Here is a 25,314-nt window from a genome sequence, read left to right on the forward strand (position 1 = left end):
TGAATCAGAGTTGAGGCTGGCGATAAGGCGAGAAGAAGCCCCTAACAGCCGTTGAACATGCAGACGCGATTTCGCCCTGTCTGTTTCGCTTTATAAAGCGCTGTGTCCGCTTCTCGCAGTAATTCATCTGTGTAGCAATGCAGCCCAAAGCTGAAGGTAACTCCGAGCGAAACGGTATAGTAAATCGTTTGTTTATCGTGGCTTGTTAGGCCTTCTGCAGACAGGGATTCACGCAGGGATTCTGCCACTTCTAAGGTGGAAACTCGGTCTGTGTCGGGCAGTAAAATAGCGAACTCTTCACCGCCGATACGGCCCATAATGGCGCCTTCAGGCAGGTTAGCGAGGCTGTTTTTAGCCAGATGTTTTAATACTAGGTCGCCGAGATCGTGGCCATGAATATCGTTAATTTTTTTGAAATGGTCGACGTCCATCATGAGCAGCGCGCAATTTTCCTTTAAGGCGCTTGCTTGTTTGAGCAGGTTACTACTGAGTTCAAAAAAGGAGCGGCGGTTGGCGAGCCCCGTTAGATAATCAAAATAAGCTCGGCGTTCCAGTTCTTGATGAGCGTTGTGGTTTTCAATGGCAATGCTGGCAAGGTTACTGGCGAATTGAATTTGCTCAATGTCTTTTTGTGTTGGTGTGGGCGACGGGCTGTTGTAAATGGCGAAGGTGCCGAGCAGCGTGCCGTCAGCGTCTCTGATGGGGTCTGACCAGCAAGAGGTGAGCCCTGCTTTTTGTGTTAATTCAGTAAACGCTTGCCAGTTAGTGTGAGTGTCTATGTCTTCTACTATGACGCGTTGGTTATGGTAGGCCGCAGCCCCACAAGAGCCGATGTTAGGTCCCACATGGATGCCGTGTATTGCTTGATTGTAAAAGCCTGGAAGGTTTGGTGCCGCTCCCAATAATAAGCGCTGTTCTTGTTTGTCGAACAATAAAACGCTGCACAGCGATGGGGGGCTTTCTCGTTGTACTTGTTGAACAATAACCGTCAGTACGTCTTTCAGAGAGGAGCTTTTGGCGACCATTTCCAGCATATCACTGCGTACTTGCAGGCGTTGCTCAATGATCAAATGATCGGTTATGTCGTTCACGTAAAAAAACTTTTTCCCTTCAAATAGGGTCAAAGATATACAAACTTGTCGAACGCTGCCGTCTTTGCTTCCTAGACTTGTTTCTATGCTGGAAGGCGGCAGATTTGGTGATGCGCCCTCTTCGATCCGTGTTAACCACGGCTCCACGTTTTGTTCATTGGCTTCAGAAAGCGGTAAGGATTTATCGTACCAGGTAGCGAGGTCAGGAATGTCCGTTAGAGTGTAACCAAATAACGTTTGGAAGGTGTTATTAAGCAATAGGGTTTGCGTTGATGCGGTGTCGAATACAGCGACCGCCATAGGCGCAAACTTCAGCAAGTTTTCTAGCTGCGCTACTTGATTCTTCTCTGCTAATGTCATTATGTCATGCTCGCTCGTAAAACCTTTCCAATTGCTGTATCTCGCCGCTTGTTCATTGGACGGAGGGGGGAATTGGAACAACAAATCGCTTAGTAAATATACAGTAAACGATTAGCGAAAGAATGCAGTATGGCGCTTTTTCCGGTATTTAATTGTCATAAATTTGTAAGTGGGTGTGAGGATTTGGAAGTAAAAACAGAGCGAAACTGTGAGAACGCAGCCTTTTGAGCATAGGTTATAAAACCATGATGGATGTTAGTCGTGCGAAATAAGAGAGTGAAAAAGGGTAAATAGTTTGTTTTCACGGGTTATTTTCTGATTTAAATCGTGTGGTTATTTTGAGGCTAATTCGCCTTGATGTACTATGTGGGCTTATTTCATTCAGGCAAGATATTGGTCAAGATGAGCACAACAGACAAACATTTACATAATCCTACGTTCAAGTGGCGCTTTCTTCTTCCTCAACACTGGTTGACTTGGCTCGGTCTTTTTTTTGCAGCCTTGATTGCGTTTGTTCCCTTTCGGATACGAGATAAGGTTGGCGCGAAGATCGCGCACCTCTTGGTGAAGCGGAACAACAGCGCGTTAAAGCGCGCGCGCCTAAACCTACAACACTGCTTTCCAGAAAAGTCACTAGAAGAGCGTGAAGACATTTTGACACGTTGCTTTGAAACCGCCGTGCAGTTTTTTCTTGGCTATGCTGGTTTGCTAGTACGCAGCAAAAAGCACAACCAAGCCAAAGGCGTCATGATAGGCGCAGAGAATTTGTTGCCATTATTAGACCGTGGCGAAAAGATCATTGCCTTGGTTCCTCACTGTTGGGCAATTGATTACGCCGCTGTGATGATTGCGGCTAAGGGCTATCAAGTCTCAACCATGATGAAGCCGCAGAAAAAAGAAATTGTCGATTGGTTGATTCACAAACAGCGCATGCAATTTGGTGGCAAAATTTACCCACGATCAGCCGGTATTAAGCCTTTTCTAAAATCCGTCAAAGAGGGTTATCTAGGCTATTATTTGCCGGATGAAGATCTAGGGCCGCAGCATTCTGTCTTTGTTCCCTTTTTCGGTGAAACCAAAGCCACCATGAAAGGTTTAGGCAAATTTGCCAAGCTGACAAAGGGGGTTGTGGTGCCTATGTTGCCGACCTATAACGCTAAAAACGGTAAGTATGAGTTGTTTATTTTACCGGCGTTAGAAAACTTCCCGACAGGGGATGAAGAGCAAGACGCCATTGCCATGAACCAAGCCATGGAAACGCTGATTGCAGAGCATCCTGAACAATACATGTGGATTTTAAATTTGCTGCGCAGTCGCCCAGACGGCAGCAAGCTTTATTAACGTCAAAGAGACGACACTCAAAAACGAAACGTAAAATATGATGTTGTTGTAGAAGCGGTTTTTCTTTGTTGAAACGCCGCTTCTCCGCTTCATATGCTTTCACTTTCAATGATGAACTGCGGCTCATCGATTGCCTGTTATTGCGTAGTAGGCCGAACCAAACGTGATGGAGTTCCTCATGTCAGACAGTAAACAAACTTCTCTAACCCGTCTTGATATAGACGCGGTTAAAACCTACCTGCTTTCTTTACAAGACCAGATTTGTCATGCCTTAGAAGGCGTTGAGCCAGAGCGTCGTTTTACGGAAGATGCTTGGGATCGTCCAAATGGCGGCGGTGGTCGAACCCGCGTGATTGCAGATGGAAAAGTGATTGAAAAAGGCGGAGTCAATTTTTCCCATGTAATGGGGGATAACCTCCCTCCTTCTGCTACGGCAGACCGTCCGGAATTAGCCGGTGGCAGTTTTGAAGCCATGGGAGTGTCCTTGGTGATTCATCCGAAAAACCCAATGGCGCCAACATCCCATGCTAATGTGCGTTTATTTATCGTGCATAAAGAAGGCATGGAGCCAGTTTGGTGGTTTGGCGGTGGCTTTGATCTGACGCCTTATTATGGTTTTGATGAAGATTGTATTGCTTGGCACCAAGCGGCTTTTGACGCGGTAGAGCCATTTGGCGAAGGCTATTACCAACGCTTCAAATTGTGGTGTGATGAGTACTTTTATCTTAAACACCGAGGCGAGCCGCGCGGCATAGGTGGGCTGTTTTATGACGACTTCAATGAAGGCAGCTTCGAGCACGGTTTTGGTATGATGCGCGCAGTGGGTGACGCTTATAGCAAGGCCTATATGCCAATTTTAGAGCGTCGTAAGGAGCTTCCTTTTACGGAGCAGCAACGCGATTTTCAGCTGCATCGTCGTGGTCGTTACGTGGAATTTAATTTGGTGTTTGACCGAGGTACGCATTTTGGTTTGCAAAGCGGCGCTGGACGCACAGAATCTATTTTAATGTCTTTGCCGCCAGAAGTTCGTTGGACCTATGACTATCAAGTTGAACATGGCAGCGAAGAAGCCAAATTGACCGATTACTATTTGACCTCCAAAGATTGGCTCAACGGCTAAGCGCGAAAAAGTAGCGTTACTAGATGATCTTCTAGTGACTAACAATATTGAGACAAAGAGGCTAGATCGTGGATTTATACGCAGTTGTTGGTAACCCTATAGCACACAGCAAATCGCCGAGTATTCATACCTATTTTGCGCAGAACACTCAGCAAGATTTACACTATTCGACGCTGTTAGGCGACGAAGAGCGCTTTGAAGAGCAAGTAACAGAATTCTTTAAAAATGGTGGCAAAGGGTTAAATGTCACCATGCCTTTTAAAGGTCGTGCTTATGATATGTGTGATGTGCTGAGTAAACGAGCCAAGCTAGCCGGTGCGGTTAATACCCTAATGATGGGAAGAAATGGCGACATCTTTGGTGATACCACAGACGGTGTTGGCATGGTCAACGACATCACCAAAAACCATGGGCAAACCTTACAGGGTAAACGCGTGTTGGTGATTGGAGCGGGCGGTGCAGTACGTGGTGTACTCGAACCTGTTTTGGCCGAAAACCCCGCCTCTGTCACCATAGTGAATCGAACCGTTTCTAAAGCCGAAGCGCTGGCTGAACAATACGGCTGTCTGGCTTCTTCCTTTGAGGCATTAGAGGGGACGTTTGATGTGATTATCAATGGCTCAGCCAGCAGTATTTCAGGCAGCTTACCGCCATTAAAAGACAGCATTATCGACGCCAACACCTGGTGTTACGACATGGCTTACAGTAAAGAGCGCACATTGTTTCTGACGTGGGCTGAGCAGCATGGCGCACAAGGCGTCGATGGTTTAGGAATGTTGGTTTGCCAAGCGGCAGAATCGTTTTATTTATGGCGCCAAGTTCGCCCTGAAACCAGCTCTTTGGTCACCAAAATGCGTCAGGAGATGGAAGCTTAAGGATGAAAGCGCAGTGGTTTAATCGCGTTGATCAGATTGGTGAAGCCAATTGGCAAGCTGCTATTGGAGAGACCCGTTACCCCTTTGCGCAGTATGCGTTCCATCAAGCATTAGAGCAAAGTAATAGCATTGGTGATGGCACTGGTTGGTATCCAGAATACTTACTGGTGTCAGACGACGATGACCAGCCTTTGGCCATCGCGCCCACCTACCTGAAAACCCATTCTCAAGGTGAGTTTGTGTTTGACTGGGCTTGGGCCGATGCGTACCAGCGCTATGGCATGGAATATTACCCTAAGCGCGTTTGGGCGGTTCCCTTTTCGCCGGTTACTGGGGTTCGTCTGTTCTCTCACTTGGACCCAAATGGCGAGGATGCGGAGTTTGCTAATCTGTATCCAGCGCTCGCCAAAGTAATGACAGAAGCCAATCAAGAGCGCCACTTTTCAAGTTGGCATTTGCTGTTTACCAAACCTGAACACGCTGACTTATTTCGTCACGATAAAACTCTATTACAGCGTATTTCCTGTCAATTTCATTGGTTTAATCGTGATTATCGCGACATGGACGACTATTTCTCACACTTCTCGAGTCGTAAACGTAAAGCGGCGCGCAAAGAGCGTAATAAGGTTGTTCAACAAGGTGTGACCTTGACGCGAACACTGGGCAATGAACTGACATCCGCTGAGATCGATTTCTTTTACCTGTGCTACCAATCGACCTATGCAAAGCGCGGTCAGCAAGGTTATCTAACGAGAGAGTTCTTTGACCTGTTGGCAGACACCATGGGTGAACAAATTCTATTAGTGCAGGCGTACCGAGAAGGCGAAGCGATTGCTGCTTCTTGGTGTTTCTTTGACAATCATTCGCTGTATGGTCGCTATTGGGGCTGTATGGAAGAGGTGGATTGTTTGCATTTTGAAGCCTGTTATTACCAAGGCATTGAGTTTTGTCTTGAAAAAGGGTTACAGCATTTCGATCCTGGCACACAAGGGGAACACAAGATTGCCCGTGGTTTTGAACCTGTTTTTAGCCATAGTGTGCATTACATTGCCCACCAAGGATTTCGTGACGCGATTGGCAATTTTTGTGAGGAAGAAGCGCAAGCGGTGCGCGAGTATCATCAAGATACCCACGCATTATTGCCTTTCAAACAAGCGCCTTGCTAATGGCTAAATAGCCATTGCACGGCTCAGGCTGAACCGCTTCTAATGGGCAGAAGCGGTTGCTACCACACTCTTAAACGTCTTGATGTGGGCCGAATAATTCGTAATGAATTCGATCCGCTTCAACGCCCAGTGTGAGCAATTGCTGTTTCACGAACATCATAAAGCCCACTGGACCACAAAGGTAAAAATCCCCTTCGCTTAATGGCAGTTCATCTTGGATGTCTGCAAGTTGCATATTGCCTTCGTACACACCCTCTTCTGTTTCTTTAGCACGCTCATACCAAGTATGAACAGACAGTTGAGGCAGCTGCGCTTTAACGCTGTTTACGTGCGCTTTAAACGAATGCTGACCTTCGTGAGCACAAGCGTGTAAGTAGCTAATTGGTTGGCGGTAACCTTGTTTCGCGAAGGTATCCAACATCGCTTGCATAGGGGTTAAGCCAACGCCTCCAGAAATCAATACCACAGGTTTGGCTTTATCTTCGAAGATAAAATCACCCGCTGGTGGCATGGCTTCGACAATGTCGCCGACATTGATGTGATCGTGTAAGTAGTTAGACATGACGCCTGCCATATCATCGCTGCCTTCACGTTTAACGCTAATGCGGTAGCTTTTGCCGTTGGCAGTAGTAGACAAAGAATACTGACGAATCTCTTCGTACTGGTTGCCTTTAGGGTGAACTTTAATGCCAAGGTACTGACCTGGTGTGTAATCGATCACTGCTTTACCATCGACAGGCTCTAACACAAAGCTAGTTACCAATTCAGACTCTGGGGTTTTAGATGCCACGCGGAACTGACGGAAATCTTTCCAGCCACCGGTTTCTGCGGCATTTTTCTCGTACAAATCGCCTTCCACTTTGATGAAGATTTCAGCCAATTGACCGTAGGCGGCGACCCAAGCTTCTTCTACGTCTTGAGTGAAGGCTTCAGGAGCAAGTTCACGCAAGGTCTCAATCAAGTGATGACCAACAATGTCGTATTGGTCTGGTTGGATGTTGAAACTTGTGTGTTTGTGAGCAATGCGCATAACGGCGCTTGTGAGCACTTCTAAGTTGTCGATATGTGTGGCGTAAGCGGCAATCGCATTGAACAAGGCAGCAGGTTGGCGGCCTGTTTTTTGGTTGGTCATGTTAAACACATCGTTTAGCTCTGGGTTGTGTTTAAACATACGTTTGTAAAAATGCTCAGTAATGGCTGGTCCGGCAGAGGCGAGTAATGGGATAGTCGCTTTTACTGTATCTATGTGTTTCTGCGATAGCATTGTGGTGCTCCTTTCTACTGAAATGTCGTCGTTAAATATCAATTACTCCTTCTATTGCGAAAGGCGTGCCAATAAAATAAATTCATATATTTCAATGCTTTACGATTTTGTATTTTAAAAGTGAGTCATTTAGACCTAAATAAAAATAGGTCATTTAGTTTCTTCTGTGTCAAAATGACTCAAGATTAATGGGTTGATAGGGAAAAAGAATGAATCAGGTGTCCAACAATGCCTTGCTGAGCTTTGCCCTCGATTTGGCGAGTGCAGTCACACAGACTAATCGATTTGAACAGCTAGTGTATGCGGTTCGAGCAACGATTAATTGTGATGCTGTGGTGCTATTGATACATCATCATGGTGTGTTGACACCGATAGCTCAACGGGGGTTGTCGGAAGACCTAATGGGGCGTCGTTTTACCATTGCAGAGCACCCACGCTTGCGTGAAATCTGTGCGGGTCATTATCCGGTTCGATTTCCTGCTGATTCCGCTTTGCCCGATCCTTACGATGGCATGGTGCTTGGTCACGATGAGCATCTGCGGGTGCATTCTTGCATGGGTGTGCCTTTGTACTTGGATGGCACTTTGATTGGCGTGGTGACGTTAGACAGCATTACTCCGAATGTGTTTGATGATATTGATTCGCGAGCGCTTGAAATCATTGGCACCATGGCGGCGATGACGTTGAATACTGCGATTTTAATGGAGCAGCTAGAAGCAAAGTCACAACGAGCAGAGCATGCTTTGCAAGCGATGAACGAGCAGTCAAGAGTCAACGATGGCCATGAAATGATCGGTCAAAGTGATGTTATGAAAACGCTTTATCAAGCGATTAAGTTGGTTGCTCCTTCTGATTTTGCCATTTTGATTGAAGGTGAAACCGGGGTTGGTAAAGAGCTGGTCGCGCGCGCTTTGCATCATGCTTCCAATCGCAGCAATTTGCCCATGGTGTATGTGAATTGTGCCGCTATCCCGCAGAATTTGATTGAAAGTGAGCTGTTCGGACACGTAAAAGGCGCGTTCACCGGCGCCGATCGTGATCGCGAAGGCAAGTTTGTCTTAGCGGATGGAGGCACCCTCTTTCTCGATGAGATTGGAGAGCTGCCACTAGAAGTTCAAGGCAGTTTGTTAAGAGCGATTCAAAACCAAGAGATACAAGCGGTAGGTAAGGACGATATTCGCAAAGTCGACGTTCGTATTATCGCGGCGACCAACCGACGACTAGAGCAAGAAGTGGCAGAGCATCGTTTTCGCTCAGACCTTTTTCATCGACTTAGTGTTTTTCCTATTCAAGTGCCTTCATTAAAAGAACGGCAAGGTGACATTCCTCTATTAGCGGGTTTTTTTGCCGAAAGTTTTCGCCGCAAACTCGGGCTTCAACAGCTGACGTTGTCGGCCGCCGCCATCTCCTTGTTAGAAGCGTACCATTGGCCTGGAAACGTTCGAGAGTTAGAGCATGTTATTTCTCGGGCTGCCCTATTTGCTAAAGCGGATGCGCCCACAGGCATCACTATTATTACGCCGCAGCATCTAACTGGGTTACAGGTTGATAACTCTTATCAAGAAAAGGTACAAAAAACAGAAACCGCGCTTGAATCACCTCAAGAAGCAGGCTTTGAACCTATCGACTTACGACTAGAAACCGAGCGATATCAAAAGGATAGAATTCGCCATGCACTGGAAGCAGCACATGGAAACTGGTCGCAAGCCGCGCGCTCTTTAGCGATGGATCGTGCCAATTTGACACGATTAGCCAAGCGTTTAGGCATCAGTGTAGGAAAGGAAATAAAAAGTTAGTCGCTATGACCATGGCGGGCAGCACTGACTTGACGGACCCGCTCTGCAGGAAACTCAAGCTTAGTAAGCAAATAAGCGCGTAGTTCGTCTTGGTAACCTAGCTCGATTAACGCCGCTTCCATGCAATTGAGCCACATGGCCTTTTCCTTCTCGGTGACGACCAAGTGAGCATGGGCTTGCGGTAGGCTAATGGGGCCAAATTTTTTCGAAAATAAACGTTCTCCTCCCATCCAACCGGATAAGAAAGCCACGAGTTTTTCAATAGTCAGCTCGATGTTATTGGGGTGCATGTCGAATAACGGCCGAAATTCTGGCGTATTTTCCATTAGTCGATAGAAGGTTTCGACCAATGTTTGCAACCCCGATAATCCACCGACGGCTTGCAATGTTCCATCGCCTTCGCCATAAGGTGGACGAAAAGAATCTGTCATTTACTCTGAATCCGATGTGCTGCTATCGGTTTTTTTGTCGTTTTTAGCACGATCCATCTTAATTGAATTGCGGTAACCGCCAAGTGCGGCCAAAGCACCAATAATAAAACTCATATACAGTGGAATTTGAAACAGCATGGTGATGCTGATAAACACACAACCTACGGCCAATCCTTCTAACCAAGGTCTAAGTTGCTTTTTCATAGTGTCTCCGGTGCATAAAAAATAAGCGCGAGTTTAACAAAATTTATCCGCGTTGTAGTCCTAGTTGTGGAAAAAAGCATCACTTATCCCATAAAAAACCGAATATGAGTAAACAAAACTTATTGGGGGGTAAAATAGGCTTATTCCCAAAAATAAGAGAAAAATGCCCCCAAAGACCCCGATCACGGTTAAAATACGGCATTATTTCCCTTATAAAGTGGCTATTTGTGTATAACTAGGCAAATTACCCACATTGAAAATAAAATTCGCTATGCAATGTGGGCAAACTTTTATCCACAATGTCAAAAATATCCACAAGGTTGTGATTCTGGTGCCGTTATTAAGTTTTCAACAGATTATCCACTCTTATAAAAGCGATGCCGCCTTACATCAGAAAATCTGGCGTATGGCTTGGCCTCCTATGATCTCCAATATCACAACGCCATTATTAGGACTTGTGGATACGGCGGTTGTTGGGCATTTAGGCACCGCGACTCACCTAGGGGCGGTGGCGATTGGCGCGAGTATTTTTAGCTTTTTGTTTTGGGCATTTGGCTTTTTGCGCATGGGGTCAACTGGGCTGACGGCGCAAGCGTTAGGCCAAGGCGATGAGCGGCGTGTACGAGAGCTCTTGTTGCAGTCTATTTTGATGGGGGTATTCATTGGCTTAATGCTGATTCTTTTCCGTCACCCTATTATTGACTTGGCCATCACCCTGATGGCACCGAGTGCCGACGTAGAACCTTGGGCTCGTTTATATTGTGAGGCGAGAATTTTTAGCGCCCCGGCGGTACTAGCAGGGTACGCCTTAATGGGGTGGTTCTTTGGGGTGCAGTATTCCAAAGGCCCACTGTGGATGTTATTGATCATTAATCTGGCCAATATGGTGTTGGATTATATTGCCGTCTATGGCTTAGGTATGGCCAGTGATGGCGTCGCTTGGGCAACTGTTTTTGCGCATTATATTGGCGTGACTGTGGCTGGGGTAATTGCGTGGCATAAGCTAAAAGGTTTCAGCGGTCATGTGCCACTTAAAGCGTTGGCAAAATGGCGTGAATACATGGCGTTGATTCGGGTAAACCGCTATCTGTTTGTGCGCACGATTCTGTTGTTGCTGGTGATGCTATTTTTTACCGCGCAAGGCGCTCGCCAAGGGGATTCTGTGTTGGCGGCCAATGCCGTATTACTGACATTTTTAATGATTATTTCCAATGGCTTAGATGGCTTTGCCTTCTCTGTTGAAGCGCTTTGCGGTGAGTACTATGGTCGCAAGGATAAAGTCTCATTTCAAAAAGTATTGCGTCTTTCCACCTATTGGGCGCTTCTTGCTGCGCTAATCCTTGTGGTTATTTTTTGGGTTTTTGGTAATGGAATCATAGGGTTATTAACCAGTGTTCAGTCAGTTAGAGACGATGCTGCTCTGTACCTACCTTGGCTTATTATTTTTCCTCTGTTGGGTATTTGGTCTTTTATGCTGGATGGTGTTTTTGTTGGCACTACCAGTGTAAAGCAGATGCAAAACACCATGATAGTGTGTGTTATCGGCGTCTTTTTCCCTTCTTGGTATTTGACTCAAGGATTGGGGAATCATGGCTTGTGGCTTAGCCAAGCGCTGTTATTTGTTGCCCGTGGACTCACCTTGTATTGGTGCTATCGGCAAAATATGAAAACCGGGGTTTGGTTTAGTAATCAGTCGAAGGCCGTCAGCGACTAGCTTATCTGGCCGTGGCTGGCCTTCGGGCTCAACCCTATTTCTGGATTGAAAGCCTGCTAAATTCAGCGGTTTAGCAGGCGTTGAGCCTAGTATTTGTTGAGCCTAATTTTATTGTGGGCTGAGGCTTTCGTTGCGTCTGAGTGAACGTTGAATACGGGTTTCTTCTTGGCGCATTTTGAGCAAATTTTCTTCCACAAAAACAAGATGTGCATGCGCGGCGTCGCGGGCGCTTTCGGCGTTTCCAGCGATGATGGCCTCATACATGGCTCGGTGTTGATCCATAATCAGCTTGCGCGCAGCCTTCTTTTCAAAGAGGTTTTTTAAGTTAGCCGAAATGCTGCTGGCTAGAATTGAAAACAGACTGCGCAAGGTGTGAAGTAATACGACGTTATGCGCAGATTCGGCGATAATCATATGAAATTCCGCGTCTAGTTTCGCTTCTAAGGCAAAATCTTGCTGCTGATTTGCTTTTTCTAATTGGTGAAAACATTGGCTTAATCGGGCTTTGTCCGCATCGGTACTACGGTGTGCTGCGTAATAGGCAGACAGACTTTCTAGAGCATCTCGAAACTCAAGTTGATCGTATAAAAACTCGTCATGAGCGCTGAGTAAGTCGTGCAGAGGGTCGGCAAACGAGCTGCCTATTTGATCTGATACGTAAGTGCCGCCACCGTGTCGGCTGTAGAGGATGCCGCGCGCAATCAATTTCTGAATCGCTTCTCTTAACGAGGGACGCGACACTTCAAACCGCGTCGCTAACTCTCGCTCTGGGGGCAGTTTTTGACCCGGTGTAAAGCTGCCTTCCAAAATCATGCTTTCTAGCTGCTGCATAATAATGTCTGAGATTTTAGGTTGTTTCACGCGGGCAAAGCGATTGGTTTCCATGAGCTGCCTTTCTTCCATTTAGTAAGTTAAGCCTTGTTTGACAATGCTGAGCGACCGAGAGAATGCGTATCTGTTGATAACATTAAAAGTGGTCAAACCAATATTAAATGACGCTAAAATCCGCTAACTCTCTACTATTGTATAGGTTGACAAATGCTAGCAGGGTTTTTATTGTAGCTCAGTTTTACAAGGTAAATTGGTATTACCAATTTATTATTTTGTACGATCTCTGTCTAGTTGTTTATTCGTTTAAATGACCAAAATAATAACAGTAAGTTGGCCTCATACGCCTTGGGATGCATTGTTATGACTTCTCCATTATTAACCTCACAAAATACCCACCCTCTCTATTTAGACTTGTATCGAGAGTTAACAAAGACCATTGATGACGACCGTTTGATCCGTGATCCGCTGCGTACCTTGGCGTACGGCACAGACGCCAGCTTCTATCGCTTGATTCCGCAATTAGTGGTCCGTGTTAATGACGAAGCAGAAGTTCGTTTGGTATTAAAAGAGGCGAAGCGGAGAAGTCTTCCTGTTACCTTTCGCGCGGCGGGCACTAGCCTGTCTGGTCAAGCGGTAACAGAATCCATCTTGATTCAACTCTCGGATAATTGGAAAGGTCATAGAATCCATCAACACGGGCAGATTATTTCGTTGCAACCAGGGGTTATCGGTGCTCGTGCGAATCAATTATTGGCGCCTTTTCAGCGTAAAATAGGCCCTGATCCAGCGTCTATTAATGCGTGTATGATTGGTGGGATAGCGGCGAATAATGCCAGTGGCATGTGTTGCGGTACCGCGCAAAACAGCTATAACACCATCCAAAGCGCTCGCATCTTATTGGCCGACGGCACGCTTCTCGACACCGCCGATGAGGCAAGTAAAGCAAGCTTTGCCCAAACCCATGCCCATTTACTCGAAACCTTAGCGGAATTGGGTGAGAAAACCCGCAGTAATACGGCGCTTGCGGATAAAATAAGACACAAATACCGTCTTAAGAATACAACGGGATACAGTCTAAACAGCTTGGTGGATTATCAAGATCCATTCGATATTTTGCTGCATCTAATGATTGGTTCTGAGGGCACATTAGGCTTCTTAAGTGAAGTGACCTATCAAACGGTCGTGGATCACCCCGTCAAAGCCGCCACCATGTTGTTTTTTGAAGACATGGGAGTCACATGCCGTGCAGTAACCGCATTAAAAAGTGCTCCAGTGGCCGCTGTTGAGCTGATTGACCGAGCGGGATTACGAGCGGTCGAAGGCAAACCCGGTATGCCAGACATGCTTTCTTCGCTGGGCGATAAAGCGGCAGGCTTATTGATTGATGTACGAGCCTCAGATCAACAGGAGTTGTTACGTCATCTTGAACAAGTTTCTGCGTCGCTTCGCCACTCTGAACCAATCAACCCAATTGAATTCACACAAGAAAAAGCGATTTACGATTCTTATTGGAAAATTCGCAAAGGGCTATTTCCCGCTGTAGGCGCGGTTCGTCCTGTTGGCACCACAGTGATCATTGAAGACGTGGCCTTCCCTGTTGAGCAATTAGCAGAAGGCGTTTTGGAACTGCAGGGCGTCTTCCATAAACATGGTTATGACGAGGCGATCTTGTTTGGTCATGCTTTAGAAGGCAACTTGCACTTTGTGTTTACGCAAGGCTTTGATGCACCAGCCGAAGTGATTCGTTATGAAAAACTCATGGATGAAGTTGCCCAGTTGGTGGCCGTAAAATATCAAGGTTCATTAAAAGCCGAACATGGGACTGGCCGAAACATGGCGCCTTATGTGTCCCTAGAGTGGGGTCAAGAAGCGTATGACATCATGTGGGAAATCAAGCGAGCTTTCGATCCCGATAGCCTGCTGAATCCAGATGTTATTTTGACCCACAATGCGAACTTGCACGTACAAAATCTTAAGCCGTTGCCCAAAGCCAATGACAAGGTGGATACTTGCATTGAGTGTGGTTTTTGTGAATCCTCTTGCCCTTCTAAATCCCTGACCTTGACCCCTCGTCAACGCATCGTGATATGGCGTGAAATTCAACGGCTCAGCGCGGCAGGCGACCAAGCGGAACGCTTAGCTCTATTGAAAAAAGACTATGATTATCAAGGTGTTGATACTTGTGCTGGCTGTGGGCTGTGTTCTATGCAGTGCCCAGTTGGTATTAATACCGGCGATTTAACGCGAGAATTACGACACGATCGTCATCCAGATAATAAAGTCGGCTATTGGATCGGTGATCATTTTGAAGGGGTGACTAAAACCGCGCGCTTTGGACTGGCTTCTGCTGCGACTATGAAACGAGTCGTTGGTGACGGTGGTATGAAAGCCATCACAGGGGTTGCGAATGCCGTCTCGGGCGGCGTGGTCCCAAAATGGCGGTCGACGATGCCGAAGGCGTCAATCCCACTGAAAACCTTGCTTGAAAACAATGATTGTAGCGTGACTCAGAGTGACCAACTTACGGTTGTGTATTTACCCAGCTGTGCGACTCGAGTAATGGGCAGTGGCCCTGAGTCTAAAGATCAGCGCCCTGTTATGGAAGTGATGTTGAGTGTGCTGAAAAAGTCAGGATATCGCGTGATTATTCCCGACGGCGTAGAAAGTAGCTGCTGTGGTTTGGCTTTTCAGAGCAAAGGGCAGTTCGCTGTCGCGGAGCAGAAAGCGAACGATCTCAATACATCGTTATTAGCCGCCAGTGAGAATGGTCGCTACCCAATTGTCTGCGATACCAGCCCTTGTTTGCTGCGTATGAAAGAAACCTTGGACGAGAAACTGAAGCTGTACGAGCAGGTGTCATTTATCAATGAGTTTGCTTTGCCACATTTGCAGATCAGCAAAAAGTCAGCGCGTATTGCGGTGCACGTTACCTGCAGTACTACTCGTATGGGCTTAGCGGATAGTTTTGTCGCGTTAGCGCATCAACTTGCGGACGAAGTGGTGATTCCTGCTGATATTACGTGTTGTGGTTTCGCTGGTGACAAGGGATTCTCAACCCCTGAACTGAATGCAAGTGCCTTAAAAACGTTATCTAAAGCGGTCGCAGGGTGTGACGCTGGTTACTCGAATAGCCGGACGTGTGAAATTGGTTTAAGTGAGCACAGCGGGTTGGATTATCAGTCGATTGTCTATCTAGTTGATGAGTTGAGTCAGCCTTGCCAGTAACGGATTGCTCGCGATATCGAGCGTAGCTGCCCATGGGTGTCTGCAGCGGATACTTTTTATAAAGATAAGTGGCTATATCAATAACCACTTATCTTTATGCGGGTTTATTTAGAATGCGTTCGGGTTCGTGGGCAGCGCAAATGACGCTTGTTGTATCGGGTCTTGCTCTGCTGGCCCCCATTGCTGATGCAGTGGAATAACGCCAGCCCAAACAGGCCAATCCTTGTCTTCGGGATCATCGACGGGCGGCTCCGCTCTCATCTTGATCGATGCTTCTTCTATTTTGATTCTTAATAAGCCTGTCGCTTTGATTTCAATGTCATTGATCGGTCTTAATGTCTCCCAACGACCAGGGCTGACTTTATCGACAAAGATCTTAAACTGACGGACCTTTTCATCCGTGTTTTCAATTAATTCAGGAACGCCAAACAAGGTTACTGAACGGTAATTGACGGAATGGTGCATGGCTGAGCGCGCCATCACTAAGCCATCTAGCTGGCAAATATTAATGCAGACTTTCTCTGCATCATCGATCGGCGCCTTGATGTTTCTTGCCTTGGCATGACCATGCCAATAAAAATACTCCCCTTCACGCCAATGGCAGGTTGGCGTGACAAAGACTTGTCCATTTTTACTCTGTCCCACATGGCACATTAGTGTGTCATCAATGATGCGAAAGGCGGTCTCTGGGTCGTACTGTGCTCTGTTCGGGCCGCGTTTTACTTTGCTAAGTGGCGTTTCTAAAGTCTGGGGCATGATTTCTCTTCTTGTGTCTTGTTAAGTGACTGGCTATAACAAGACTCTAGAGTGATCTGGTATTTATAAAAATAGCCAGAATATAGATAAATAAGCAGGCCAGATATGAAGCACGCCATTGCCAGTTTGCGCTTTTCTTTGGATGAAGGCGGCGCCGCCTATTATCAGCAACTGATGACCCAGATCCAGCAAGGCATTGTCTCGGGTGAGTTATCGGTTGGTGATAAATTGCCATCGTCACGGGCGCTCGCCATTACCTTAGGTGTTTCTCGAAGTACCACCTCCAAAGCGTACGAACATTTGGTCGCGGAAGGCATTTTGTTAAGCGAGGAAAAACGCGGTGTCTTTGTGGCTGCCCAGCCTATTGTCAGGCAGGCGAAGCGAGAAGAGGACAAGATTGTGGTACCGCCAGCAGAGCCTGCGCCGCAATGGACGTTTGATTCTGGGGTGGATGTGGATGTCTTCCCGAATAAAGAGTGGGCGGCCAGCATGCGTCGTAGTTGGTTGGCGCCAGACCCTGCGGTGCTGCAAGGACAGTATCATACTGGGTTACCCGAGCTGAAAGTCGCCATTGTTGATTACCTTTACCGCGTTCGCGGATTAAGCTGTGTACCCGAGCAAATTATCGTGACAGCAGGAAGCCGAGACAGCTTGATGTTGTTGCATCATGCCCTGTCTTGTTTGGCGCTCCCCCCCGACTCTCTTGACTCTTCCGTCGGTGAGTCTGCTCTAGGAAAGATAGCTTGGTGGGCCGAAGATCCTACTTATCCGCCGATACGAGAAGTTCTGTCGCAGCAAGGGCCGCTTTCTTTTATTCCAGTCGATGACGAAGGCGCCTTGTTGGTGCCGACAAAAGACGTGACGCAGCAGGTCACGAATGTGGCGCTGTTGACCCCGAATAGGCAGTATCCGCTAGGGATAAGCATGAGCTCCTTACGTCGCCAACAATGGTTACAGCGCCTGCAATCCAGAACGCAGAATTGGTGGTTGATTGAAGACGATTATGACAACGAGTTTGTCTACCAAGGTCGAGTCGATGTGCCTTTTATGCAAACGGCCTCTTTGCATAAAGACGCCATTGATCGCACCTTCTTTATTGGCAGTTTTTCTAAGGTGCTTTTCCGTGGCCTACGATTAGGCTTTATCGTGTCGCCACAGGTTCATATAGCACAGCTTAATGAAAGTCAGCGCACGATAGGCTTTTCTGCCTCTTTGCCGATCCAGCCAGCGGTTGCGGACTTCATGCACCGCGGAGGGTTTGATCGACATATTAATCGGATGCGTCGGCATTACCGACTAAAGCGCGACGCATTGCTGACAATATTAACTGAGCAACTGGCTTTGTGGTGTGAGTGGCAAAAGCCGCAAGGAGGGATGCACATTTTGTTGGAAATAAAACCAGACTGGTTACAGGCAAGAGAAGATATTAAATGGGACAGAGAAATTGCGCAGGATTTAGTAAAGGAAGGGGTTGTTTTATCACCACTAACGCGACATTTTTCAATTAGTTATCAACGCCAAGGCTTTGTTCTAGGTTTTAGTGGATCATCAATTGCAACAATGCGCCAGTCCATTAATGTGCTAAAAAAATGGTTTTTAGACCACAATGAATGACGCTTGGTCTTACAATCGTCAGGAATCTTCTTTATAACGTAAGTTGAATGGTCAGCATAAGCCTTCGTTATGATCAATAAGGTGCTTTTTTATAAAAAGGCCGTGAAGCGAATGCCGACAAAGGCTAAACTAGACTTTGTGCGATTGTATAATTTTTGATATATTCCGCGCACTAGAATGAGTGTAATACAGAAAACACGGTTATTACGCGGTTATTACTTGATAATTTTGGACGAGAAATTGAACTCACTACAAAATAGTTTGCATAAGAAAGCCCTACTTTCTCAGCAAATGTCACCTAAATGGTTGACAGTTTTGTTGTGCCTGTCGTTTTTCGTTAGCGCGCTGTCTGTTTTGACTTTTCTTATGCCTCCAACGCAAGCGCACCTTCTCAACTCCCCTATTCTTACGTCGGTGCTGTTAATCAGCACAAACGTTACCTATTTATTGGTTAGATATTGGCGCATAAACGCAAATATCAACCTAGCTCGCCAAAAATTGGCCTCCTTGATTAATCGTGATGACTCTTTAATAGAGCAGTTGGTTCGTGTTGAGGCACGGCCCACGACAGGATGAAATAGAGCACCCTTTTTCAGATTTAGGTGATCCAACAAGACACTTGCCTCGTTAATATACATTAATGAAGTAGGGGTCTTTGTAATACTGATTTCAGTGTGCGGAGCATCTTTGCTGAAATGCCCGGTCTAGGCCGGATTTTTCGTTCTGCATTTTTAATGGTAAAGATGCAGTGTTGTGAACCTCAGGGTTAGAGGATGATTCTTTTGTTAACTCGTATCCTAAGTAAAATCGCGTTGGCTATCACAGTAGGCTTGCTTGCTGGTTGTCAAGGTGGCGTGCTTGATCCAAAAGGGCAAGTTGGCGTTGACGAGAAACAGTTGATTATTTTATCAACCGTTTTAATGCTACTTGTTGTGGTCCCAGTGATCTTCATGACGCTTTATTTCGCTTGGAAATATCGCGAAGGTCGTGATGAGATCTACGAACCTAAATGGTCCCACTCCACTAAAATCGAAGTCGTATGTTGGACTGTTCCAATCATTATCGTCCTAATCTTGGGCGTAATTACTTGGAAATCTACACACGCACTAGATCCTTATAAGCCGTTAAAGTCTGATAAAGACCATATTACGGTAGAAGTCGTTTCTATGAACTGGAAGTGGTTATTCATCTATCCAGAACAGGGAATTGCGACAGTGAACCAGTTGGTTTTCCCAACCGATGTTCCAGTGTCGTTTAAGATTTCGTCTGAAGGAACTATGAACTCGTTCTTCATTCCTCAATTGGGTAGTCAAATTTACTCAATGGCAGGCATGGTGACTAAGCTGCACCTGATTGCAAATGAGCCTGGTACTTATAAAGGCATCTCTGCAAACTACAGTGGCCCGGGTTTCACTGGTATGAAGTTTAATGCGATCGCAACACCAACTGAAGCAGACTTTGATGCTTGGGTTGCAGGTGTGAAAGCGGGTACCCATGATGATGTGATTAATCACGCCATCTTGGATCAAGCATCTTATGACAAACTTGCTGAATATAACACCGACCCACATCATGTACATGTAGCGACTCCTGTTCAGTACTATAACTCAATCAAACCTGGCATCTTCCATGACAATGTAATGAAATTCATGAAAGATCACGGCAAAGTTGAGCTTTTAAAAGGCACATCTTTTGATTCTAAAATGATTAAAGGCAGCATGGATCATAGCGATATGGACCATAGCAGCATGAATCATAGTGAAATGAGCCATGAATCGCCTGAACACATGGAGGAAGACAAGTAATGTCTATTCTAGGTAAATTATCGTTAGACGCGATTCCATACCATGAGCCAATTCTAGTCGGAACATTCAGTGCCGTTGTTGTTGGTGCATTGGCTCTTGCTTACTTGCTGATCAAGTACAACTTGCTTGGTGTGCTATGGCGCGACTGGATCACGTCTATTGACCACAAACGTCTTGGTGTAATGTACATCGTACTTGCGCTTGTCATGCTGCTACGAGGTTTCTCGGACGCCATCATGATGCGTTTGCAGTTAGCATTGGCGACCAATGGTGACCCAGGTTACCTGCCGCCACATCACTACGACCAAGTCTTTACGGCGCATGGTGTTATCATGATCATCTTTATGGCAATGCCATTTATGATCGGTCTGATGAACATTGTTGTACCGCTACAGATTGGTGCTCGTGACGTAGCCTTCCCGTTCCTAAACAACCTTAGCTTCTGGCTAACGGCTGGTGGTGCGATTCTAATCAACATCTCTCTTTTCGTCGGTGAGTTTGCAAAAACAGGTTGGGTGGCGTATCCGCCATTGGCCGGGTTGCAGTTCAGTCCGGACGTCGGGGTTGATTATTATATATGGGCGCTGCAGATATCCGGGATAGGAACGACCTTAACGGCCGTTAACTTCTTGGCAACTGTGTTCAAAATGCGTGCTCCAGGCATGAAATTGATGGATATGCCGATCTTCACTTGGACCTGTACTTGGGCCAACATCTTGATCGCTGCTTCTTTCCCAATTTTGACTGCTGTATTGGCAATGCTAACGCTTGACCGTTACCTAGACTTCCACTTCTTCACGAATGATGGCGGCGGTAACTCAATGATGTATATCAACTTGTTCTGGGCATGGGGTCACCCTGAGGTGTACATCCTTGTACTTCCAGCATTTGGTATCTTCTCTGAAATCGTCTCTACCTTTACTGGTAAGCGTTTGTTCGGTTACAAATCTATGGTTTGGGCGACTGCATCGATTTCCATTCTTGGTTTTATCGTATGGTTGCACCACTTCTTTACCATGGGTTCCAGTGCCAACGTTAACGCCTTCTTCGGTGTAATGACTATGGTCATTGCGGTACCGACGGGTGTGAAACTGTTTAACTGGTTGTTCACTATGTACCGCGGTCGCCTTCGCGTTACCGTTCCGGTTCTTTGGACGCTTGGTTTCATGGTGACATTCACCATCGGTGGTATGACAGGTGTACTTCTTGCGGTACCTGGCGCTGACTATGTATTGCACAACAGCTTGTTCTTGATTGCCCATTTCCATAACACCATCATTGGTGGTGCGGTATTTGGTTATCTTGCAGGTTTTGCTTTCTGGTTCCCTAAAGCAATGGGCTTCCACCTTAACGTTAAGTTGGGTAAAGCGGCATTCTGGTGCTGGTTAGTCGGTTTCTTCATGGCCTTCATGCCTTTGTATGTTCTAGGTTTCTTAGGAATGACTCGTCGTTTGAATCATACTAATAACCCTGATTGGAACATCTGGTTGTACATTGCTTTGGTGGGTGCGTTTATCATCATGGCCGGCATTATTTGCCAATTGCTACAATTGTATGTTGGTTTCCGTGACCGTAAGGACAACTTGGACACGACTGGTGATCCATGGAATGGTCATACTCTTGAGTGGTCTACATCCTCTCCACCGCAGTACTACAACTTCGCTAAGATCCCAACGGTCTCTGATATCGATGCATTCACCGATATGAAAGAGAAAGGTGAAGCTTATGTTCGTCACGAAAGCTATGAAGCGATTCATATGCCGAAGAACACAGCAGCAGGTATCTTAATCTCTGGTTGTATTACAGTGATGGGCTTTGCCTTAATCTGGCACATTTGGTGGTTGGCTGCGCTTGGCTTGTTCAGTGCGTTTGTATCTCTTGTCGTTCGTGCTTACACCAAAGACGTTGATTACTACGTTCAACCAGATGAAGTAGCTCGTATTGAGAAAGCGCATCTAGATAGCGTGGCTAAGGGGTAATCATGAGCACTACACATTTGAATACGCATGACGCTCACGATGAGCATCACGATCACGATCCAGCACCACATAATGTGTTTGGTTTTTGGTTATACCTAATGACGGACTGTTTGTTATTCGCATCCGTCTTCGCTACCTACGCTGTGCTCTTCATGAACACAGCCGGTGGTGTATCAGGTAAAGATATTTTCGAATTAGACTTCGTTGCCTACGAAACTGCAGCGCTACTTGTTTCAAGTATCACTTACGGTTTCGCAATGATTTGCGCACACAATAAAAACAAATCAGGAACCCTTAGCTGGTTGTTGGTTACGTTTATTTTGGGTGGCATCTTCATCGCAATGGAAATCTATGAATTCCATCACTTAATCGTCAATGGCAATGGTCCTCAAACCAGCGCTTTCTTGTCAGCCTTCTTTGCCCTTGTTGGCACGCACGGCTTGCACGTAACAGCAGGTTTGATCTGGATGGCAATTCTAATGATTGAATTGGTGGTTTCTGGATTTGGTAGTCGCACAGTAACGCGCTTAAGCTGCTTAAGCTTGTTCTGGCACTTCCTAGACGTTGTCTGGATTTGTGTTTTCACCGTTGTTTATCTGATGGGAGCGATCTAATGAGCGGTCATTCTTCTGAAGCAAATACACACGGTAGCGTTAAGTCTTACCTAACAGGTTTTGTGCTGTCAGTTATTCTGACAGCCATTCCATTCTGGATGGTAATGACGGAAACGTTTGATAAAGGTCCTACTTACATAACAATTATATTGTTAGCCATTGTTCAAATTTTTGTTCACTTGAAGTACTTCCTTCACTTGAACTTCTCTGACCAAGGCAAGTTGGACACTTATTCTTTCATATTCGCTGCTGTAATTATTGTAATGGTTGTCGCGTTATCCGTATGGATTATCTACGCATCCAATGCAATGATGATGTAAGCAGAATAATTTGATGAATATGCGGAGTAAAAGCCGCGTCGATGGGAGTCTATAAAGATGTTTAAGCGTTACCTACAGGTGACTAAACCGGGCATCATTATGGGCAACCTCATCTCAGTTGCGGGAGGCTTCTTATTAGCCTCTCGCGGCGAGATCGACTGGATTCTTATGCTAGCGACAGTCATTGGCTTGTCGTTAGTTGTTGCTTCTGGCTGTGCCATTAACAACTATGTAGACAGAGACATAGATGCAAAAATGCAACGCACACGTAACCGAGTAACGGTCACGGGTGAAATGTCTGGTAAAGCCGCTTTTTTCCATGGTGTTGTGTTAGGTCTAGTGGGTATGGCCTTATTGGTTTACTTCACTAACTGGGTTGCTGTTTCCTTCGCAGGATTTGGCTACTTTGTATATGTTGGCCTATACACCATGTACTTTAAGCGCAAATCCGTATACGGAACGGCGATTGGTAGCTTATCTGGCGCGGTACCACCTGTTGTTGGGTACTGTGCTGCTGCAGGTCAATTTGATGCCGGCGCTGCGATTCTTCTTTTGATGTTTTGTATTTGGCAAATGCCGCATTCTTATGCCATTGCCATTTTTCGTTACAAAGATTACGCCGCTGCCAACATCCCAGTGCTTCCTGTTGCTGAAGGTATTACCAAAGCGAAACGCCATATCGTGTTACACATAGCCGCGTTTGCGATTGTGACTGCACTGCTGCCGTTAACCGGTTATGTGGGTGTTGGTTTTATGGTCGTAGCATTGGCAACCAGCCTTTGGTGGCTAGCGATGGCGCTACGAGGTTACCGTAAGGACATTGATGTGAACGGTTGGGCTCGCCAAGTGTTTTTCTTTTCTATCATCACAGTGACTGCGTTAAGCGTCACCATGGCGATAGACTTTAAAACGCCTGCGGATCTTTTGGTCTTCGCCTCAGCGCACTAATCTTTGTTCTTATTGCGGATGTTTCTATCAGCAATGTCTTTATAAAAACGGGCTTCTAGCCCGTTTTTTATTGCCTAGTGTTTTCATGCCCCACCTTGTCCAGAAGTAGGACTCTGCGCCCTGTTATGATAAACAATAGCGCTGTATCTCTGACCGCTTCAGTTTGCTACTTTGTGCTATCGGGACCAAGGACAATGTGATGAAACGACTTCTTCTGCTGCCACTGTGTTTTTCTTTATTGATGGGAAGTGCCCTTGCGCATGCGATCGCATGTGATCGACTCGCGACAATAGCGCCACAAGGCATCCAGATCAGTTCTCAGCGTTATTTGCCTGATGGTCAATCACTGACACCATTTTGTCTTGTGAAAGGGCAGATGAACGATCGTATCGGCGCAGATGGCAAACCGTATGCCTTGCAGTTTGAATTGCGGTTGCCGGACTATTGGCAAGGGCGTTTTGCCTATCAGTTTAATGAAGGCAACGATGGTTATGTAAAGCCTGCGGTAGGAAAAGTCGCGGGTCTAGCGCCCAATCAATATGCCATCAATCGGGGTTTTGCGGTCATTTCCAGCAACGGTGGACACGATGCAGAACCCATTTCCACCGCAGGGCTAGTGGGGTCAGCATTGTTCGCCCGTGATCCACAAGCGCGTCGTGATTATGGCTATGATGCGGTGCGCAAGCTGTACCCTGTGGCGCGAACACTCATCCAGCATTATTACAGCGCCCCGATTCGTTACAGCTATGGCATTGGTGAGGGCAACGGTGGACGACTTGCCATGGTGGTGGCGTCTCGTTTTCCGCAGATGTTCAATGGCTTACTGGTTGGCTCCCCTGGTATCAGGCTGCCTCAGGCGGCGCTGCAATACGCATGGGATGCACAAATACTTCATCGTCTCAGCCCGCAGACATTAACCACACGAGACATGGCGGTTTTTGCGCAAGGCGTGCTTAAACAGTGCGATGGCTTAGATGGTATTCAAGACGATTTGATCTTCGCCTCAGAAGCCTGTCAGCGGCATTTCCAACCGACATTATTGGCCTGCAAAGGCGAGTTTGATCGTTACTGTTTGGCGCCAGAAAAAGTGGCGGCGATTGTGCGCATGCAACAAGGCCCTAAAAATTCGTACGGGCAAGCCCTGTATTCCGACTGGGTGTATGACTCTGGCATTGGCTCAGCCAATTGGCGCCGCTGGAAAATTCAAAGTGGGGTCCGCGTTTGGCAAGATAAACCGGCTTCGAGTGTCTTGGGTGCGGCGGCATTAGCGAATATTTTCATGACGCCTCCGGTCCATACTGGTACGAGTCCCAGCGCGCTAGAGGCGTATTTACTCGGCTTTGATTTTGATAAAGACGCCCCTCAAATTTACGCCAATGACTCTCGTTTTCCAGACTCAGCAATGACCTTTATGGCCTCACCTGAGGTAAACAACCCTACCTTGTCTGCGTTTCAGCATAATGATGGGAAAATGATTGTTTTCCATGGCAATAGTGACCCAGTTTTTTCCATCAAAAGCACCCTTCGCTGGTACCAGGACCTGGATTTCAATCTGCACGGCAAAGCGAATCAGTTTGTTCGCTTATACCGTATTCCGGGCATGCCTCATGGTGAAGGTGGCCTCTCGTTGGGCCGCTTCGACACGCTGTTAGCGCTGATGAACTGGGTGGAAAAACAGCAAACAGCAAACCGTATCATAGCAACCGCGAGCACCGCTAACCCAGAAATAACCCCACGTATAGTCGACTTAGAACGCCCTCTTTGCCCGTACCCAACGACGGCCATTTATCGTCAAGGTGATGTACGTCTCGCCAGTTCGTTTGCCTGCCTGAAAAAGCCATAGCAGCAAATAAGGCGGTT

General features: G+C 46.5%; 20 protein-coding genes. 14 read left to right on the forward strand and 6 right to left on the reverse strand.

The annotated features are described in order from the left end of the window. Positions 1 to 41: 41 nt before the first annotated feature. Positions 42 to 1,451, reverse strand: coding sequence for a diguanylate cyclase (locus E0D71_RS05350; protein WP_133002289.1), 1,410 nt, complete (start codon positions 1,449 to 1,451; stop codon positions 42 to 44). Between the two features lie 402 nt (positions 1,452 to 1,853). Between E0D71_RS05350 and lpxM the strand changes: the two genes are divergently transcribed. The 4 genes from lpxM (at position 1,854) to E0D71_RS05370 (ending at position 5,953) form a co-directional block, all read left to right on the forward strand. Continuing rightward, positions 1,854 to 2,792: a lauroyl-Kdo(2)-lipid IV(A) myristoyltransferase gene (gene lpxM / locus E0D71_RS05355; protein WP_133002290.1), complete on the forward strand. Its 939-nt coding sequence runs from the start codon at positions 1,854 to 1,856 to the stop codon at positions 2,790 to 2,792. A gap of 178 nt (positions 2,793 to 2,970) precedes the next feature. Beyond that, complete coding sequence (hemF, locus tag E0D71_RS05360; RefSeq protein WP_133002291.1) at positions 2,971 to 3,912, forward strand: oxygen-dependent coproporphyrinogen oxidase; 942 nt, start codon at positions 2,971 to 2,973, stop codon at positions 3,910 to 3,912. 68 nt (positions 3,913 to 3,980) lie between these two features. Then, entirely contained in the window at positions 3,981 to 4,787 is an 807-nt protein-coding gene (aroE, locus tag E0D71_RS05365) for a shikimate dehydrogenase (RefSeq protein ID WP_133002292.1), read from the forward strand. Positions 4,788 to 4,789: 2 nt separating this feature from the next. Beyond that, a complete protein-coding gene (locus tag E0D71_RS05370) occupies positions 4,790 to 5,953 on the forward strand; it encodes a GNAT family N-acetyltransferase (RefSeq protein WP_133002293.1) in 1,164 nt (387 codons plus the stop codon). 70 nt (positions 5,954 to 6,023) lie between these two features. On the opposite strand, the gene hmpA is transcribed toward E0D71_RS05370, so the two are convergent. Next, positions 6,024 to 7,217, reverse strand: a complete 1,194-nt coding sequence (gene hmpA, locus E0D71_RS05375; protein WP_133002294.1) for an NO-inducible flavohemoprotein — start codon at positions 7,215 to 7,217, stop codon at positions 6,024 to 6,026. 209 nt (positions 7,218 to 7,426) lie between these two features. On the opposite strand from hmpA, the gene norR reads away from it, so the two are divergent. Then, the gene (gene norR, locus E0D71_RS05380) at positions 7,427 to 9,013 is read left to right on the forward strand and encodes a nitric oxide reductase transcriptional regulator NorR (protein WP_133002295.1); all 1,587 of its coding nucleotides are present in this window, start codon (positions 7,427 to 7,429) and stop codon (positions 9,011 to 9,013) included. On the opposite strand, the gene E0D71_RS05385 is transcribed toward norR, so the two are convergent. Together E0D71_RS05385 and E0D71_RS05390 are read right to left on the reverse strand one after the other, a co-directional pair. Then, entirely contained in the window at positions 9,010 to 9,444 is a 435-nt protein-coding gene (locus E0D71_RS05385) for a group II truncated hemoglobin (RefSeq protein ID WP_133002296.1), read from the reverse strand. The two genes, norR and E0D71_RS05385, sit on opposite strands and share 4 nt — an antisense overlap. Continuing rightward, positions 9,445 to 9,648, reverse strand: a complete 204-nt coding sequence (locus tag E0D71_RS05390) for a hypothetical protein (protein WP_133002297.1) — start codon at positions 9,646 to 9,648, stop codon at positions 9,445 to 9,447. It lies immediately after the preceding gene. Between the two features lie 253 nt (positions 9,649 to 9,901). On the opposite strand from E0D71_RS05390, the gene E0D71_RS05395 reads away from it, so the two are divergent. Then, entirely contained in the window at positions 9,902 to 11,362 is a 1,461-nt protein-coding gene (locus tag E0D71_RS05395) for an MATE family efflux transporter (protein WP_347876366.1), read from the forward strand. Positions 11,363 to 11,470: 108 nt separating this feature from the next. Here the strand turns inward: E0D71_RS05395 and E0D71_RS05400 are convergent, their stop codons facing one another. Further along, positions 11,471 to 12,247, reverse strand: a complete 777-nt coding sequence (locus tag E0D71_RS05400) for an FCD domain-containing protein (RefSeq protein ID WP_133002298.1) — start codon at positions 12,245 to 12,247, stop codon at positions 11,471 to 11,473. A gap of 306 nt (positions 12,248 to 12,553) precedes the next feature. Here E0D71_RS05400 and E0D71_RS05405 point away from each other — a divergent pair, with 306 nt between their 5' ends. Next, positions 12,554 to 15,418, forward strand: a complete 2,865-nt coding sequence (locus E0D71_RS05405; protein ID WP_133002299.1) for an FAD-binding and (Fe-S)-binding domain-containing protein — start codon at positions 12,554 to 12,556, stop codon at positions 15,416 to 15,418. Positions 15,419 to 15,526: 108 nt separating this feature from the next. Here the strand turns inward: E0D71_RS05405 and E0D71_RS05410 are convergent, their stop codons facing one another. Then, positions 15,527 to 16,174, reverse strand: a complete 648-nt coding sequence (locus E0D71_RS05410; RefSeq protein ID WP_133002300.1) for a pyridoxamine 5'-phosphate oxidase family protein — start codon at positions 16,172 to 16,174, stop codon at positions 15,527 to 15,529. Positions 16,175 to 16,279: 105 nt separating this feature from the next. On the opposite strand from E0D71_RS05410, the gene E0D71_RS05415 reads away from it, so the two are divergent. The 7 genes from E0D71_RS05415 (at position 16,280) to E0D71_RS05445 (ending at position 25,297) form a co-directional block, all read left to right on the forward strand. Then, entirely contained in the window at positions 16,280 to 17,788 is a 1,509-nt protein-coding gene (locus E0D71_RS05415) for a PLP-dependent aminotransferase family protein (protein WP_133002301.1), read from the forward strand. Positions 17,789 to 18,561: 773 nt separating this feature from the next. Then, a complete protein-coding gene (gene cyoA / locus E0D71_RS05420) occupies positions 18,562 to 19,593 on the forward strand; it encodes a ubiquinol oxidase subunit II (RefSeq protein WP_133002302.1) in 1,032 nt (343 codons plus the stop codon). Further along, a complete protein-coding gene (cyoB, locus tag E0D71_RS05425; RefSeq protein ID WP_133002303.1) occupies positions 19,593 to 21,572 on the forward strand; it encodes a cytochrome o ubiquinol oxidase subunit I in 1,980 nt (659 codons plus the stop codon). Before cyoA ends, cyoB begins: the two co-directional genes overlap by 1 nt. A gap of 2 nt (positions 21,573 to 21,574) precedes the next feature. Next, positions 21,575 to 22,186 carry a cytochrome o ubiquinol oxidase subunit III gene (gene cyoC, locus E0D71_RS05430; RefSeq protein ID WP_133002304.1) on the forward strand — a complete coding sequence of 204 codons (612 nt, stop codon included), beginning with the start codon at positions 21,575 to 21,577 and terminating at the stop codon, positions 22,184 to 22,186. Then, positions 22,186 to 22,506 carry a cytochrome o ubiquinol oxidase subunit IV gene (cyoD, locus tag E0D71_RS05435; protein WP_133002305.1) on the forward strand — a complete coding sequence of 107 codons (321 nt, stop codon included), beginning with the start codon at positions 22,186 to 22,188 and terminating at the stop codon, positions 22,504 to 22,506. The genes cyoC and cyoD overlap by 1 nt, the downstream gene beginning before the upstream one ends. Positions 22,507 to 22,563: 57 nt before the next feature. After that, positions 22,564 to 23,454, forward strand: coding sequence for a heme o synthase (cyoE, locus tag E0D71_RS05440; protein ID WP_133002306.1), 891 nt, complete (start codon positions 22,564 to 22,566; stop codon positions 23,452 to 23,454). Positions 23,455 to 23,653: 199 nt separating this feature from the next. After that, positions 23,654 to 25,297 carry a tannase/feruloyl esterase family alpha/beta hydrolase gene (locus E0D71_RS05445; RefSeq protein WP_133002307.1) on the forward strand — a complete coding sequence of 548 codons (1,644 nt, stop codon included), beginning with the start codon at positions 23,654 to 23,656 and terminating at the stop codon, positions 25,295 to 25,297. Positions 25,298 to 25,314 lie beyond the last annotated feature (17 nt).

It is taken from the genome of Marinomonas sp. KMM3893, assembly GCF_004352855.1.
GTDB classification, from domain to species: Bacteria; Pseudomonadota; Gammaproteobacteria; order Pseudomonadales; family Marinomonadaceae; genus Marinomonas; species Marinomonas arenicola.